Origin of the sequence: Streptomyces aurantiaciflavus, assembly GCF_049808595.1 — a bacterium.
Lineage (GTDB): Bacteria > Actinomycetota > Actinomycetes > Streptomycetales > Streptomycetaceae > Streptomyces.
Genome location: NZ_JBNCAQ010000023.1, coordinates 153,781 through 167,061, shown reverse-complemented (window position 1 = coordinate 167,061; position 13,281 = coordinate 153,781). Strand labels below are relative to the sequence as shown.

Below are 13,281 nucleotides of genomic sequence, written 5' to 3'. Positions count from 1 at the left end.
ACCAGTGCCCTCTGCGACGGTAGGACTGCCAGTACCAGGCACAACGGCTGTCCGGCGGAGACAATGGCCGAGTGGACGAGACCCTGGGCACGGCATTGCGCCGCTGGCGCGACCGGCTTTCTCCCCTCGACGTCGGGCGGCCTTCGCGGCCCGGACGACGTGCGGTGGGGCTGCGACGCGAGGAACTGGCCGAGCTCGCGGGGCTGTCGGTCGACTATGTGGTGCGGCTGGAGCAGGGGCGGGCCACGAGCCCTTCGGCGCAGGTCGTCGCGAGCCTGGCCAGGGCACTGCAGCTGCAGCCCATGGAGCGCGATCACGCCTACCGGCTGGCCGGCCTGCTCCCGCCCCAGGAGGGGACGATCTCCACGCATGTTCCGGCGGGGGTCCAGCGGATGCTGGCCCGCCTCGGGGAGTTCCCCGTGGGCGTGTTCAGCGCCGACTGGACCTTGCTGTCCTGGACCCCGGCATGGGCAGTGCTGCTGGGCGACCCCAGCGCACGGACACACGTCGAGCGGAATCTGGCGCGGGCGGTCTTCGCCGCAGGGCCCAGCCGGCTCGCGGCCTGGCCCGTGCTCCAGGACGGCGACGCCCTGAACCCCGCCCTCGTCGCCGACCTGCGCACAGCTCTCGTCGACTACCCCCGCGACCGTGGCCTGACCGACCTCGTCGAGGAACTGAGGTCCACCAGCGCGGAGTTCACCCGACTGTGGGACGAGGGTGCGGTCGGACCGCACGTCTCGGCCCGCAAAACCATCCTGCACCCCCAGGTCGGCGAGGTGACGTGCGACTGCGACGTGCTCACCGTCCCGGGCTGCGACATCCGCCTCGTCGTCTACACGGTGGCCGCGGGTTCCGCCGACGCGGAAAAGCTGGAGTTCCTGCGGGTCACGGGCGGCGTCCGCACCGACGGCCCCTCGCCTCCGGGGCGAGGCAGCTTCTCCACGCCGTAACGATCGGACCGGCCAGGGAGGACTCCCCGTCCGGCTGGCCGCAGCCGTACGAGACGCTCGGCCAGCAGTTCCGCGAGGACGGACGCCCGACCACGCATTGGGCACAGATCACCGCCGGCCACGACGACGACCTCCACAACGGACAGCCCAGCGCCGGCACTGGCGGCTCAGGCTGCTGCTCGTGAACCCAGGCCAGACGGCCGGCGCGGCGGAGCGACGGCCGCCCCGGTGGCATGCTTGTCAAAAGACGACTGGTAGGACAGGGGTGAACACCCTTTTGTCGCGCAAGAGTGTCCACAGGACACTGGCGCGTCGGCGGGCGAGCGCGATGACGGCCTGGACGTGCTTGCAGCCCTCGCCGCGCTTCTGGCACTACGCCGTCGCCAACGCCTCCGCCTGGACCCTCACCGTGGACGAGGGCCGCCCGGCGCGGATTATACGGCCCGTCGGGCTGGCCGGCCGGCTGCCTCGCCCTGGCCTGCGCTCTCCGGCGTCCTCGGTGATCTGGAGCGCCTCGGTCCCGGCCTCAGCGCCGCCGTCTACGGGGTCCGGCGTGCGGTGGCCGCACGCACGCCATGACCCGGTGGCGGTCAGACGGGCATCCGATCGGCGGGCCGGTCGGTGCGGCGGTAGCGGGTCAGCGCCCGGCGGCCGAGGAGCACGGCGCCCAGCCCCAACGGGATGGCCACGATGGCGCCGACGAGTCCGTTGCCGGTTCCGGGACCGCCACTGGAGGTGGCCGCGTGCAGGACCGCAAGGACCGTGCCGACCACCCCCATCCCGATGGCCGACATCCCGCCGATGCGCGCGTTGCCGGTGCTGATCCGGCCGCCGGCTCGGGCCAAGGCCAGCCGGCCGATGGCCAGGCCGAGCAGCCCTACCCCGAGGGCCAGGTTGGCCCCGGTCCGCCCGTCGCCGATGATCCCGCCCTCGGCGGCCGCCATCAGCGCCGCTGAAGCACTCATGTCGCTCTCCTCCCTCTCGCGCTGATCGCGAGGTTCGATGCGCCATGAGCATGCGAGCCGGCCCCTCCGCCGGTCGTCCAGCAGGTGCAGGCACTTTCCGCTGCCGCCGCTGCGGGATCCGGATACTGCGGATGCGGCAGACGGCTCGCTGGTACCGCGCACGTGGTAGCCGACCACTCGTCCATGAGCCGGAGTCGCCCACCACCGCATCCGGCTACGGTGCACCCATGGACAAAGGACGGTTCGCTGTCCCGGCCTGGGTCACCGACTGGGCCATCGCCGTGGGCGTGGCGGCGCTGCTGCTGGGCACCGGGCTGTCCGGGCCGCACCCGGCCGGAGGCCGCGAGCTGCTCGGCTCCGCGCTGCTGGCGGCCGGCGGGTTGGCGCTGGCCGCGCGCCGCCGGGCGCCGCTCGTGGTCCTGGTTGTCACCGGGCTGTGCGCGGTGGGCTACCTGGGGGCCGGGTTCGAGGTGCTCGCCGTCTCGTACTTGGTCGCGGTCTACGGCGCGGTGCGCGCCGGGCACCGCGCCGTCACTGTGGCTGCCTCCGTGGGCCTGCTGGCCGTGCTCCACCTCACGGCCCTGGTCTTCCATGACGGGCCCGCGCGCGAGGTCGTGGCGCAGGCCCGGAACACCCTTGAGATCGCCTGGCTGATCGCCGCCTTCGCCGCCGGGGAGGCGGTGCGGCAGGCCGAACGGCGGGCGGACGAAGCCGAGCGCACCCGCGAGGAGACCGCGCGACGCCGGGCGGACGAGGAGCGGCTGCGCATCGCGCGGGAGCTGCACGACTCGCTCACCCACCAGATCTCGGTCATCAAGGTGCAGTCCGAGGTCGCGGTCCACGTGGCCCGGCGGCGGGGCGAGCAGGTGCCGGAGGCCCTGCTGGCGATCCAGGAAGCCGGCCGGGAGGCGAGCCGGGAGCTGCGCGCGACCCTTGAGGTGCTGCGCGACGACGACACCACCCCGCCGCACGGACTCGACCACATCCCCAACCTGGTGAAACGGTTCCGAACGACCGGCCTGGAGACGTCGCTGACGATCGAAGGACATCCGCACGCCGTGTCGGCCGCGGTGGGCCGTACCGCTTACCGGATCGTTCAGGAGTCGCTCACCAACGTCGCCCGGCACGCCGCGGCAACCACTGCCTCAGTGCTCATCGATTACCGGCCGGACGCCCTCGCCATCCGTGTCGACGACAATGGAAAGGCCCCCTTGCACCCCGCACCGACGCCGGGCCTCGGGCTGCTCGGCATGCGCGAACGCGTCACAGCCCTGGGCGGCCGACTGCGCACCGAGCCGCGCAGCGCAGGCGGCTTCACCGTCCAGGCCGAACTCCCCACGAACGGAACGTCGTGATCCGTGTCCTGCTGGTCGATGACCAGCCGCTCATCCGCAGCGGCTTTCGCGCGCTACTCGACCTGGAAGACGACATCGAGGTGGTGGCCGAGGCCGCCGATGGCGAAGAGGGCTTGGTGCTCGTCAAGGAGCAGCTGCCCGACGTCGCGCTCATCGACATCCAGATGCCCGTCATGGACGGCGTTGAAGCGACCCGGCGCATCGCCGCGGACCCGGCCCTGGCCGGCGTACACGTCGTCATGCTGACCAACTACGGCATGGACGAGTACGTCTTCGACGCGCTGAGCGCCGGCGCCGCCGGCTTCCTTGTCAAGGACATCCTGCCGGAGGACTTGTTGCACGCCGTACGCGTCGCCGCCCGCGGCGACGCCCTGCTCGCACCCGCCATCACCCGAAAGCTCATCGACCGGTACGTCACCCAGCCGCCGCCCGCCCGCGTCGGCAGCGGGCTGGAGGAGCTGACCAGCCGCGAACGCGAGGCGGTCGCCCTGGCTGCACAGGGCCTGTCCAACGACGAGATCGCCGGCCGCCTGGTCATCAGCCCGCTGACCGCCAAGACCCACATCAACCGGGCCATGGCCAAGCTCCACGCCCGCGACCGCGCCCAGCTCGTGGTCCTTGCCTACGAATCCGGCCTGGTAACCCCGCGCACCTCCTGACCCCCGCCCGCCGTTGACCGGCCAGGGCGCTACGGCACCTCGTCGCCCAGGACCTCGCGGGACAGCTCCTACAGCGCCCTGCGGTCCCGCGCGAGAGCCTGCTTCCCGGCCTCTGTCGCCCGGTAGACGCGCCAGGTACGGCCGTCGACCACCCGCTGCTCGGAGACCAGCAGTCCGTCGGCCACCAGCCGGTGCAGCGTCGGTTTCAGGCTGCCAGAGCTGACCTGACAGCCATGGGAGGCCAGTTCTGCGGTCATCCAATTCTGCGGTTGAGGTAACTGGGAATCGTCACCCCGAACAGGAACCGGCGATGACCATTCCCCCGTTATGTTCTTCGCGGTCCTGCGAGAGGCCCGCTGGCCTCCGGGCCCGGCCCCACGTCGTCGATGTCGTCCAACCCATCCTCCAGCATGGCTGGCCCCCCCTGTCGAATGGATGACCTGGGGTCTTCCTCGGCCTGGACGTCGGCAAGACGGCTCACCACGGGCACGGCATCACTCCGGCCGGCAAGAAGGTGTTCGACAAGCAGCTGCCCAACAGCGAGCCGAAGTTGCGGGCCGTGTTCGACAGGCTGACCGCGAAGTTCGGCACCGTGCTGGTGATCGTGTACCAGCCCACCTCGATCGGAGCTCTGCCTCTGACGGTCGCCCGGGCCACTGGCTGGAAGGTCGCCTACCGGCCCGGTCTGTCCGTGCGACGGATCGCCGACCTCTACCCGGGCGAGGCGAAGACCGACGCAAAGGACGCCGCAGTGATCGCGGACGCCGCACGGACGATGCCGCATACCCTGCGCTCTGTGGAACTGACCGACGAGATCACCGCCGAGCTGACCGTGCTGGTGGGCTTCGACCAGGACCTGGCGGCCGAGGCCTCCCGCACCTCCAACCGGATACGCGGCCTGCTCGCCCAGTTCCACCCCAGTCTGGAACGCGTCCTGGGCCCGCGCCTGGAACCCCGCGGTGACCTGGCTGCTGGAGCGCCAACGGATCCCCGGCCGCCCTGCGGAAAGCCGGACGCCGCAAGTTCGTCGAGGTCATCCGGCCCAAGGTTTGTGTATGGCACAGCGCCTGATCGATGATGTCTTCGACGCGCTCGACGAGCAGACCGTCATGGTCCCCGGAACCGGCACCCTCGACGTCGTGATCCCGTCCCTGGCCCGCTCGGTCGCGGCCGTCCACGCACAACGGCAAGCTCTGGAAGTACAGATCGGACGGTTGCTGGAGGCTCACCCTCTTTCGAAGGCCCTGACCTCGATGCCGGGGGTCGCGGTCAGGACCGCCGCCACCTTGCTGGTCACCGTCGGCGACGGCACCAGCTTCTCCACTTCCGCCCACCTGGCCTCCTACGCCGGCCTCGCCCCGACAACCAAGCCGTCGGGAACTTCCGTCCACGGCGAACACGCGCCCAGAGGCGGCAACGGGCAACTCAAACGCGCGATGTTCCTCTCCGCCTTCGCCGCCGCCCCGAACGATCCCGCCTCCCGCACCTACTACGACCGATGTCGGGCCCGCGGAAAGACCCACACCCAGGCCCTACTCCGCCTGGCCCGCCACCGGATCAGCGTGCTGTCCGCGATGCTCCGCGACGGCACCCTCTAGGAACCCAGAACCCCACGCCTCGCTTGACGGGGACATAGAGGGACTCCCCCCAGTGATGCAAGTTCAAGACTCGGTGGACGGCCTGCGGGGCGGGGGTAGCGCGGGGAGGATTTCCCACAGCGGCCGTGCCCCGGACGCCCAGGCCGCGAGCAGCACGCGGTCCACGAGGTGCAGGCGCTGCTGGCGGGCGAAGTCGCGGCCGGGCTTGGTGATCCTGCCGTTGGTGACCATGACCACCACGTCCGCTTTGTGGACCGGGCGGCCGGTGCCGTTCAGCACCTGGAGTTCGGGGGTGCCCACGGCTGCGCCCCGCTCGCCGTGCCGGCGGTGCTTGCACTGGATCACCCAGCGTCGTCCCAACGGATCGGTCGCCTTCACGTCCGCTCCCAGGTCGCCCTGGCCGCCTACCTGCATGGCGTCGGTGCAGCCGTCGCGGCGCATCAGATCCCGGATCGCGTACTCGAACTGCCGGTGAGCCAGCATGTCCAGTTGCGTCAGTCCGTAGCGCAGCGCACGCGCCTGAGTGCGCTCCCACTGCACCCGCTGGGCCCGCTGCTGCCACCACCCGATGCCTCCCAGTGCGGCGAGGACGCCCGGCGACCAACACCAGCCACCAGTGCGCAAGAAGCCAGTTGACCACCGCCGCCACCAGCCAGATGACCGCTGCCGCGGCAAGCAACAGGCCGACGAACTGTGCCTCCTGCTGCTGGCGGCGCCGGCTGGGGCGCCGGGCGGGACGTCGCCGGGCCGGTGGACGCCGGGTCATCGCTCACCGCCCAGGGCGGAGAGGTCGATCGGGTACGACAGGCTCGGCGTGGGCACGGCTCGCTCGGCGACGGGTGTGTCGAACCGGATCGGGTAGGACACGCTCGGGCGCGGCACGGCCGTCCTCGGCGCACTGTTGGTGTGGTCGAAGCGGACCGGGTAGGTGACCGACGGCTGGGGCTGAGTGTTGTCGGTTCCGTTGGCGGTATGTGCGTTGCCGAAGCCGAGCACGGCCAGGCCGAAGACGGCGATGATGGTCATCTCCCGGCGCGCGCCCGGCGCCCATCGGGAGTGTCCGCGTACTGGCGTCCCGTCGGAGCGCACGTACGGGCGGACAAAGGGCATGTGGTCCTCCAGTTGATGGTTGAGTTCCCCGCGTCGCAGTCATGCTGGCTCCCGGCACTGACAGTCGATCAGCCGATTGCGCACAACTCCGCCGTCGTTGAGGCGAGTTCAGGCCATGCTGTGCGCTGGTTCGCGACCGCGTGGGCTCCTCTGCGGTCGTGCCAAAGCGGGGTGCGGCGGCCGGTGGTGTGGCGGGCGTCGGCCGGTACGGGGGCGGCTTCGCCAGGGCGATCAGGTCGGCGGTAACTCCCGGGCATCCGCCGGAGCACCGATGACGTGACAACACCTCCGCACGGGCAGGAGGTGGCGGAATCGGCCATTTCCAGGATTTGTCGCCCTGAGGCGGCACGGCGGGCGTGGGCAACGGTTCAGCGAGCTGTCTGAGGAGCGGGCTGGGCTGGGCGGGTGCCCCCCTGTTCTGTCCCGTCGGATGCTCACGGCTGCTGGTCTGGACGGGTCTTGAACTTACGGTGCGGTGGTGTCACCACGCGTCCGCCGGGCCCCCGGTTACAGAGACCCATCCCGCATGGAGGAGGATGCGGGACGGGAGGGGATTTGAATGCGTTCAAAAATGCTGGCGCCGAGGCAAACGCAGGCGCGCGTGAGGGACAGATTCGGCGCGGTGCTGACGGCTTCAGTGTCGGTGCTGTCCGTCGAGGCTGGGATCGGGGCGATCGCACTCTTCGTGTGGGTGCAGACCCAGGAGAGCCCGGGCCTTTCCTACAACCCATTGATGGCCTTCTTCCTATTCCTGATAGCGCCTTTTGTTGCGGCGGCCGGAGCTGCCCTCGGCTCCCTGTTGTCCGTCGGCGTGGTGATGCCGCTCCTGGTCGTGGCCGGATGGCTTGGCCGCCGCCTTTCAGGGCGTGAGGCGTGGTGGTGGGTGCCGGCGGCAGCAGCCGCCGGAGCTGCTGCGTTGACCCTGGCTGCGGCGGTGTTCTTGGAGGCTGGTCTCCTGGCTGGCCTCGGCTGGTGGCTCGCGGTGACGGCGGCGCTGGTCGCCCCGGCGCTGGTCGCCCGCAGGCTGCTGCTGCCGGACCGCCCGTGGCTTTCGGGCGGCGTGATGTTCGGGCGGGTGGCGCTGTACGGCACGCTCGCTGTCGTCACCGCCGGCACGCTCGCCGGCATCGGCCTGCACGCCGGGATCGGATACGAGCCTCCGCGGCTGAGCACGGAACGGGTCGCCGGAACGTGGTCCGATGGAAAGGGCGGCACGCTCAGGCTTACCGCGGATGGGAAGGCCACGGCGACCCGCGTCGAGACGTTCGACCTCGACGACTCCCTCGACCCCGTGGTGCACAAGTGCACCGGCACCGGGACCTGGGAGTACGACCCGGGTGACGGGCCGTGGTCCCAAAAAGTGGATGTGTCCGTCGGCGACTGCTCCATGGACACCTGGGAGGTATTCGGGACCCCCGAACACCCAAAGCTGTTCGTCTACATCGGCGACCCCGACAGCTGGGACCTTTACATCCTGCAACGTCGCAGCTAATAGGACTCCGTTAGGTCTTCCTGCCGGGCCTGTTCAGGAGCATGTTGGGTGTGTGGATGCCCATGAAGTGAACCGTGCCCGGGTGAAGTTGGAGCTGTTCGTCGGTGATGTGTTCGCATCGGTGCCGCGCAAGGATCAGCGGGCCAGGGGCGACTGCTACCTGCGGGGACTGATGCTGGATGGCCGCCGCAAGTCCATCCAGGCGATGGCCTCGCGGCTGCCGGACGGCAACGAGCAGAACCTGCAGCGGCTCGTAAACCGGTCCACGTGGGATCCGGTGCCGGTGCAGCGGCGCATCTGCGAACGGATGCTGCGGCTGATCGACTACGTGCCGGCCGTCCGCGCGGATGTGACCACGCATCCGTTCGACGTGAAGCCCGTGGCCCCGGACCGCAACGGGCCCATCGGGTGCTGGCCCCAGCCCCGCTACCGCCAGCCGCACCCTCAGTGGCAGCGCTGGCTGGCCCCACCAGCTCATGCGCCCAGCGCTGCTACTCCTTCATCGACGAGCTGCGCACCCGTTGCATGAACGCCGCGCCTCCTGCGCCCCGACGTCACCACCGCCGACCTGGTCCTGCTCAGCGGCTCCCTGAGTCAGGCCGTGCTGACGACCGGGGAAAGCCACCCGGGTCAGTGGCGCCGTCTCCTGCGCATCTCCCTCGACGGCCTCAGCAGCCGCATCACCGAACCCCTGCCCGAGTCCGCGACCCACGGGGACGGGCCCTGGAGCGACTGATCGGAAAGCCCGAGTCCTGTGATCCTGGAACGTCCTGTCACGCGGCGAGGTGTCGGAGGTCGTCGAGCGGTGCCGTCAGGTGTTACCGACGATCCCTCCGCCCGCTTCGTCCACCAAGTCCGAACACCTGGGCCGCCATCACCCTCATGACCAGGCGCCTCGCCCGGAAAGGCGTCACCCCCAGCCGGCCGAGGAGAAGGTGGACCGCATCCACGACCTGGCCGTGGACGAGGACGTCGCGGTCACGGCGACGCGGGACGTGCTCAGGCGGCCCGCGGTCGCGGCACGTCTGCTGGAGGACACCGACGTGCGTCGCACCCTGATCGACGCGCAGAAGCCCGAGCACCGCGTCGGGGTGGTGCGCAGCGTGGTCAACGACGACGACGCCGCCGCGAAACTGGCCTCGGACGTGCTGCGTCGGCCGGAGGTCTCCGCCCGTGTCGCGGCGGATGACCGCGCCTGTCTCGCGGTGAACCGGGCTCAGGCCGAACGCTCCCGCCGGCAGGCCGAAGCCTTCCGCCGGGACTCTCCGGTCGCGCCGGCCATCCGGGAGACCGAGCGGACCGAGGACTTCGTCGACCTGCTCGGTTCCATCCACCGCTTTTCCGTGAGGCCTCCCAGGCCGTTCCGAAACTGCGCGGACGGGAGTGGAGCGGGGACGAGCGGGAGGTGGTGCTGAACAACATCGGCCGGGCCCGTGCGGTGCTGGACTGGCTGGAGACCGCGGTCTCGACAGGCCGGGTCGACATGGACGAGGAACTCGCCCGCATGCTGCGGGGTGAGTAGGGGTGCGCAAACGCTCCCCACCCGCGGAGCGTCACGCTGAGCTCATCCAGATCGCCCTGCTGGAGGCACCCCTTCGGGGCTGCCGATCGAAGGGCTGACGGGAGCGTGTGAGCTGAGCCAGTGCCAGACTCCCAGCGGCCTGACCGCGCCGCGTGACCTGGCGGCGGAGAAGGACTGGCCGCCGTTGCTCTGGACTCGTGACTGGGGCTATCAGTTCTGCGCCAGCGAGGTCGAGCTGGAGGAATGGGAGCGGGTCTGGGTCAGCGAGAATCTGACCGCGTTCAGACGGATGATCACCGGCACGCTCGCCTCGCATCTGGCCCTGTTCCCCGAGAGCCGGTGGGCGAACTGCCTGAACACGCAGATCGAAGCGGTCAAGGGCACCTTGGAGATGGCGGCCTCGCAGACCGGCTGAAGACGTGCAGTCCCGGGACGCCGAAGCGAGGGTGAAAGGACCCGGGGTCCTGGCCGGCTCCCGCCAGCACCAGTCCGGTCAGGACCCCGCCCACGCGTGATGCGCCGACGCTGCTACCCGTCCGACATGGCGGACGCCGAATGGGCCCTGCTTCAGCCGCTGTTGCCGTCGGCGGCCTGCGAGACGGGCCGGGGCCGGCCGGAGAATCGGCCCCGCCGCGACATCGTCGACGGCACGCTCGGTCATCGCCAAGCCGCTGCTGCGCCCATGGATGGCGGACATCTTCGACACCTCCTACGTGCCGGACCCGACGGTGCGCGGCGATCCCCTGGTCTCCCCCGCCCATCCCTCCGACACCGCCGACCTGACCGGCATCGCCCCCGCCTTCGTCATCACGCCGGAACACGACCTCCTCCGTGCCGAGGGCACTCGCTACGCCGAGCGGCTGCGCGGCGTCAGGGCGCTCCACGACCACCTCGACGTGCCGGGTGCTGACCACGGCTACGACCAGAACGACGCCGAAACGGCCAGAGGCGTCTACGGCCTGATGGCCCAGCACATGCGTCAGGCCGTGCACGCCGACTGATCGCGTACCGCCCGACCGGAATCGACGAGTGGGGTACCAGCCGACTGCTTCTGGCTGGTACCCCACTCATGTGCGCGGGTCAGGCTCCGGACACCGTGCCCTTGAGCCTGCGCGGCAGGCGCGACGGCATTCCCTTGGCCGCGACGCCCACCAGTCGCCGAGACCGACGTCCCGGGCACGGCGGCGGCTCGTCCTCACCTGAACGGGAGTCGTCGACGGCCTCGGTCTCGGGCGCCTTGGCAGTAGCTCGGTGTCTCCCCGTATCGGCCCCGCAGCTCCGAGAGCACTCCGAACTCCGCAGCGGTCATGGGCACGGCGAGGAGCATGCCGAGCAATCCGGCGACCGACGCCCCGGCCGTCAGGGCCACCAGGATGACGGCGGGGTGCATCTGCGGGGTGCGGCTCTGGATCATCGGCCGCAGCACATCGCCAGACTCTTCGGGGCTCCCCCATGGGCATACTCACTCTGCTCTTCTCCGCTCGCACAGGGCCGGATCCGGCGACCACGGCCCTTTTCTGGCTTCGTGAACCACACCGCGCCGGTTGCTCATGCCGGCCGTACGAGCCCCACGTCGTAGGCGAAGATGACCGCCTGGACCCGGCCCCGGGCGCCGATCTTGGCGAGGATGCGGTTGACGTGGGACTTGACGGTGGTCACGGCCAGGTGCAGGTGTTCGGCGACCTCGGCGTTGCTGCAGCCGGTGGCGACCGCGGTGAGAACCTCGATCTCGCGTTCGGTGAGGGCTTCCAGCAGTCGCGCCTGCTCGGGGGTGTGGCCGGGCAGGCGCGTGGTGAAGGCGTCGATGAGTTTGCGGGTCAGGCCGGGTGAGATCACGGCGTCCCCGGCGGCGACCGCGCGAATACCGGCGACGAGTTCTTCGGGCAGGGCGTCTTTGAGGAGGAAGCCGCTGGCTCCGGCACGTAGGGCGTCGTAGGCGTATTCGTCGAGGTCGAAGGTGGTCATGACCAGCACGCGGGAGCGGCCACCGGAGGTGACGATGCGTCGGGTCGCCTCGATGCCGTCCATGCCGGGCATGCGCACGTCCATCAGGACGACGTCCGGGTGGAGTTCGGCCGTCATGCGTACCGCTTCGGCGCCGTGCGTTGCCTCGCCGAGGACGGTCAGGTCGGGGTGCTGTTCCATGAGCATGCTGAAGCCGAGTCGTTGCAGGGCCTGGTCGTCGACGATGAGGACAGTGGTCATGCCGGGTGGTTCTCCGTAGGCGTAGGCGTGTTGATGGGTGGGACGAGGTGCAGTTCCGCTCGGACGCTCCAGCCGCCCCGGGAGTTCGGGCCGGCGGTCACGGTCCCCTGGTAGAGCGAGGCGCGCTCGCGCATACCGAGGAGCCCCTGTCCCCCGTCGTTGCGGGGGCGCTTGCGCGGCGTACGTGGGGGACCGCTGTCCTCGACAGCGACACGTACCGCGTGGGAGGTCGCCACCACGACCACGTCGATCGTCGTGGCAAGGGCCGAGTGCTTGAGGGTGTTGGTCAGAGCTTCCTGGACGATGCGGTAGACGGTGAGTTGGAGTCCCGCGGGGAGGCCGGTCAGACGCCCGTCGGTGTGCAGGGTCACGGTGGGGCCGGCAGCCCGGACCCTGTCCGCGAGGGCGTCGAGGTCGGCCAGGCCGGGCTGAGGTGCCAGCGGGGAGTCGCAGGAGGCAGTGTCGTTGTCGCGGAGCGTGCCGAGGAGTCGGCGTAGATCCGCCAGGGCACCACGCCCGCTGTCGGCGATGATCTTCAGTGTCTCGGCACCTCGTTTGGGCGAGGCCTCGGCCAGCCCGGCGGCACCGTCGGCGAGACCGACCATGACGGCGAGGGTGTGGCCGAGGATGTCGTGCGTCTCCCGGGAGATGCGAGCCCGCTCCGCCGCTTCTGCGAGCCGGGCCCGCTGGTCCCGCTCCACCTCCAGCCGCACAGCCCGGTCCCGCAGAGCGGTGATGTACAGGCGTGCCACCCGGCCGCCCAGCCCCAGGCCCGCCATCGCGATCATGCAGAGCATCAGCATGACGGCCAGCGAGGCGGCGGCGGTGATGCGCTTCAGCTGCACGTCGGAAGAGAAGGCGAGGATGGTGATCAGCGTCTGGGGTACGGCGACCGACACGGCCCCGGCCAGCGCCAGCGGGGTGGCGAAGCGGGCCAGGTTGTAGAGCATGATCAGCTGGGCGAGGAAGTGCGCGTGCGTCAGCACCCCACACGCGGCCTCCGCCACTGAGAAGCCCGTGACGACGGCGAACACCAGAACAGGACGGCTTTGGCGCCACAGGAGTGGGACGGTGATTCCGGCCAGCAGGAGCAGTGAGACCGGGAGAGCGGGTCCGGATGCGGGGTACTCCAGCAAGGGCTGGAGGCCGAGCGCGGCGCACAGGATGGGCACCCCCCCCCACCTCCTGACGCGGGGATGCGTCTGGTCCGCCCGCCCCACCGAGGCCAGCAGGGTCAGGAGTCGGACTACAGCGCGGTCCTCGGAGCTGCCCACCAGGGTGCCGGGGTCGACGATGTGGTCCTGCGATGCTGAGGTCACGGCGTGTGTCTCCGAGGTATCGGCGGACCGTCCGTCGGCCCTTGGGGGGAACAAGGGCCGACGGACGCCGCAAGTAAGGCCCGCAACCACGTCGAGGGCCGACCCC

The 13,281-nt window shown here is 70.5% G+C and carries 14 protein-coding genes and 6 pseudogenes; 12 read left to right on the top strand and 8 right to left on the bottom strand.

Going from position 1 to position 13,281, the window contains the following annotated elements; all coding sequences use genetic code 11:
* Window positions 1-71: 71 nt before the first annotated feature.
* Window positions 72-950 (top strand): helix-turn-helix transcriptional regulator, encoded by an 879-nt coding sequence (locus ACPT94_RS26695; RefSeq protein ID WP_425245201.1) that lies wholly within the window; start codon window positions 72-74, stop codon window positions 948-950.
* A gap of 240 nt (window positions 951-1,190) precedes the next feature.
* On the opposite strand, the pseudogene ACPT94_RS26690 reads toward ACPT94_RS26695, so the two are convergent.
* A pseudogene (locus ACPT94_RS26690) lies at window positions 1,191-1,319 on the bottom strand (IS110 family transposase); the annotation flags it as partial.
* Between the two features lie 221 nt (window positions 1,320-1,540).
* Window positions 1,541-1,915, bottom strand: a complete 375-nt coding sequence (locus ACPT94_RS26685) for a DUF6223 family protein (RefSeq protein ID WP_360350687.1) — start codon at window positions 1,913-1,915, stop codon at window positions 1,541-1,543.
* Between the two features lie 227 nt (window positions 1,916-2,142).
* Between ACPT94_RS26685 and ACPT94_RS26680 the strand changes: the two genes are divergently transcribed.
* Together ACPT94_RS26680 and ACPT94_RS26675 are read left to right on the top strand one after the other, a co-directional pair.
* Window positions 2,143-3,270 (top strand): sensor histidine kinase, encoded by a 1,128-nt coding sequence (locus ACPT94_RS26680; RefSeq protein WP_360350684.1) that lies wholly within the window; start codon window positions 2,143-2,145, stop codon window positions 3,268-3,270.
* Window positions 3,267-3,929: a response regulator gene (locus tag ACPT94_RS26675; RefSeq protein ID WP_360350681.1), complete on the top strand. Its 663-nt coding sequence runs from the start codon at window positions 3,267-3,269 to the stop codon at window positions 3,927-3,929. Before ACPT94_RS26680 ends, ACPT94_RS26675 begins: the two co-directional genes overlap by 4 nt.
* A gap of 68 nt (window positions 3,930-3,997) precedes the next feature.
* Here ACPT94_RS26675 and ACPT94_RS26670 read toward each other — a convergent pair whose 3' ends face one another.
* Window positions 3,998-4,186, bottom strand: coding sequence for a PadR family transcriptional regulator (locus ACPT94_RS26670; protein ID WP_360350678.1), 189 nt, complete (start codon window positions 4,184-4,186; stop codon window positions 3,998-4,000).
* Between the two features lie 200 nt (window positions 4,187-4,386).
* Here ACPT94_RS26670 and ACPT94_RS26665 point away from each other — a divergent pair.
* A pseudogene (locus ACPT94_RS26665) lies at window positions 4,387-5,524 on the top strand (IS110 family RNA-guided transposase); the annotation flags it as partial.
* Window positions 5,525-5,590: 66 nt separating this feature from the next.
* Here ACPT94_RS26665 and ACPT94_RS26660 read toward each other — a convergent pair.
* Both ACPT94_RS26660 and ACPT94_RS26655 read right to left on the bottom strand, forming a co-directional pair.
* Window positions 5,591-6,293, bottom strand: a pseudogene (locus ACPT94_RS26660) (restriction endonuclease).
* Window positions 6,290-6,553, bottom strand: a complete 264-nt coding sequence (locus ACPT94_RS26655) for a hypothetical protein (RefSeq protein ID WP_360350675.1) — start codon at window positions 6,551-6,553, stop codon at window positions 6,290-6,292. The pseudogene ACPT94_RS26660 and the gene ACPT94_RS26655 overlap by 4 nt, the downstream one beginning before the upstream one ends.
* Window positions 6,554-7,238: 685 nt before the next feature.
* Here ACPT94_RS26655 and ACPT94_RS26650 point away from each other — a divergent pair.
* The 8 genes and pseudogenes from ACPT94_RS26650 to ACPT94_RS26620 all read left to right on the top strand — a co-directional run bounded on the left by ACPT94_RS26650 (window position 7,239) and on the right by ACPT94_RS26620 (window position 10,652).
* Window positions 7,239-8,129 (top strand): hypothetical protein, encoded by an 891-nt coding sequence (locus ACPT94_RS26650; protein ID WP_360350672.1) that lies wholly within the window; start codon window positions 7,239-7,241, stop codon window positions 8,127-8,129.
* 52 nt (window positions 8,130-8,181) lie between these two features.
* A pseudogene (locus tag ACPT94_RS26645) lies at window positions 8,182-8,451 on the top strand (transposase); the annotation flags it as partial.
* A gap of 279 nt (window positions 8,452-8,730) precedes the next feature.
* Window positions 8,731-8,865, top strand: coding sequence for a hypothetical protein (locus ACPT94_RS26640; protein ID WP_360350669.1), 135 nt, complete (start codon window positions 8,731-8,733; stop codon window positions 8,863-8,865).
* Between the two features lie 199 nt (window positions 8,866-9,064).
* Window positions 9,065-9,544 (top strand): DUF6192 family protein, encoded by a 480-nt coding sequence (locus tag ACPT94_RS26635; RefSeq protein WP_489686592.1) that lies wholly within the window; start codon window positions 9,065-9,067, stop codon window positions 9,542-9,544.
* On the top strand, window positions 9,535-9,651 hold the full coding sequence (locus ACPT94_RS42130) for a DUF6192 family protein (RefSeq protein WP_489686591.1): 117 nt from the start codon (window positions 9,535-9,537) through the stop codon (window positions 9,649-9,651). The genes ACPT94_RS26635 and ACPT94_RS42130 overlap by 10 nt, the downstream gene beginning before the upstream one ends.
* Window positions 9,652-9,835: 184 nt before the next feature.
* Entirely contained in the window at window positions 9,836-10,066 is a 231-nt protein-coding gene (locus ACPT94_RS26630; RefSeq protein WP_360350666.1) for a hypothetical protein, read from the top strand.
* Between the two features lie 99 nt (window positions 10,067-10,165).
* A pseudogene (locus tag ACPT94_RS26625) lies at window positions 10,166-10,297 on the top strand (IS5-like element IS4811 family transposase); the annotation flags it as partial.
* A complete protein-coding gene (locus tag ACPT94_RS26620; RefSeq protein ID WP_425247005.1) occupies window positions 10,272-10,652 on the top strand; it encodes an alpha/beta hydrolase fold domain-containing protein in 381 nt (126 codons plus the stop codon). The pseudogene ACPT94_RS26625 and the gene ACPT94_RS26620, both read left to right, overlap by 26 nt.
* Window positions 10,653-10,846: 194 nt before the next feature.
* Here ACPT94_RS26620 and ACPT94_RS26615 read toward each other — a convergent pair.
* From ACPT94_RS26615 to ACPT94_RS26605, 3 genes and pseudogenes are all read right to left on the bottom strand, one after another.
* Window positions 10,847-11,083, bottom strand: a pseudogene (locus ACPT94_RS26615) (AI-2E family transporter); the annotation flags it as partial.
* Between the two features lie 116 nt (window positions 11,084-11,199).
* Window positions 11,200-11,856: a response regulator gene (locus ACPT94_RS26610; RefSeq protein WP_425246997.1), complete on the bottom strand. Its 657-nt coding sequence runs from the start codon at window positions 11,854-11,856 to the stop codon at window positions 11,200-11,202.
* Entirely contained in the window at window positions 11,853-13,175 is a 1,323-nt protein-coding gene (locus ACPT94_RS26605) for a sensor histidine kinase (protein WP_425246996.1), read from the bottom strand. Before ACPT94_RS26605 ends, ACPT94_RS26610 begins: the two co-directional genes overlap by 4 nt.
* Between the last annotated feature and the right edge of the window lie 106 nt (window positions 13,176-13,281).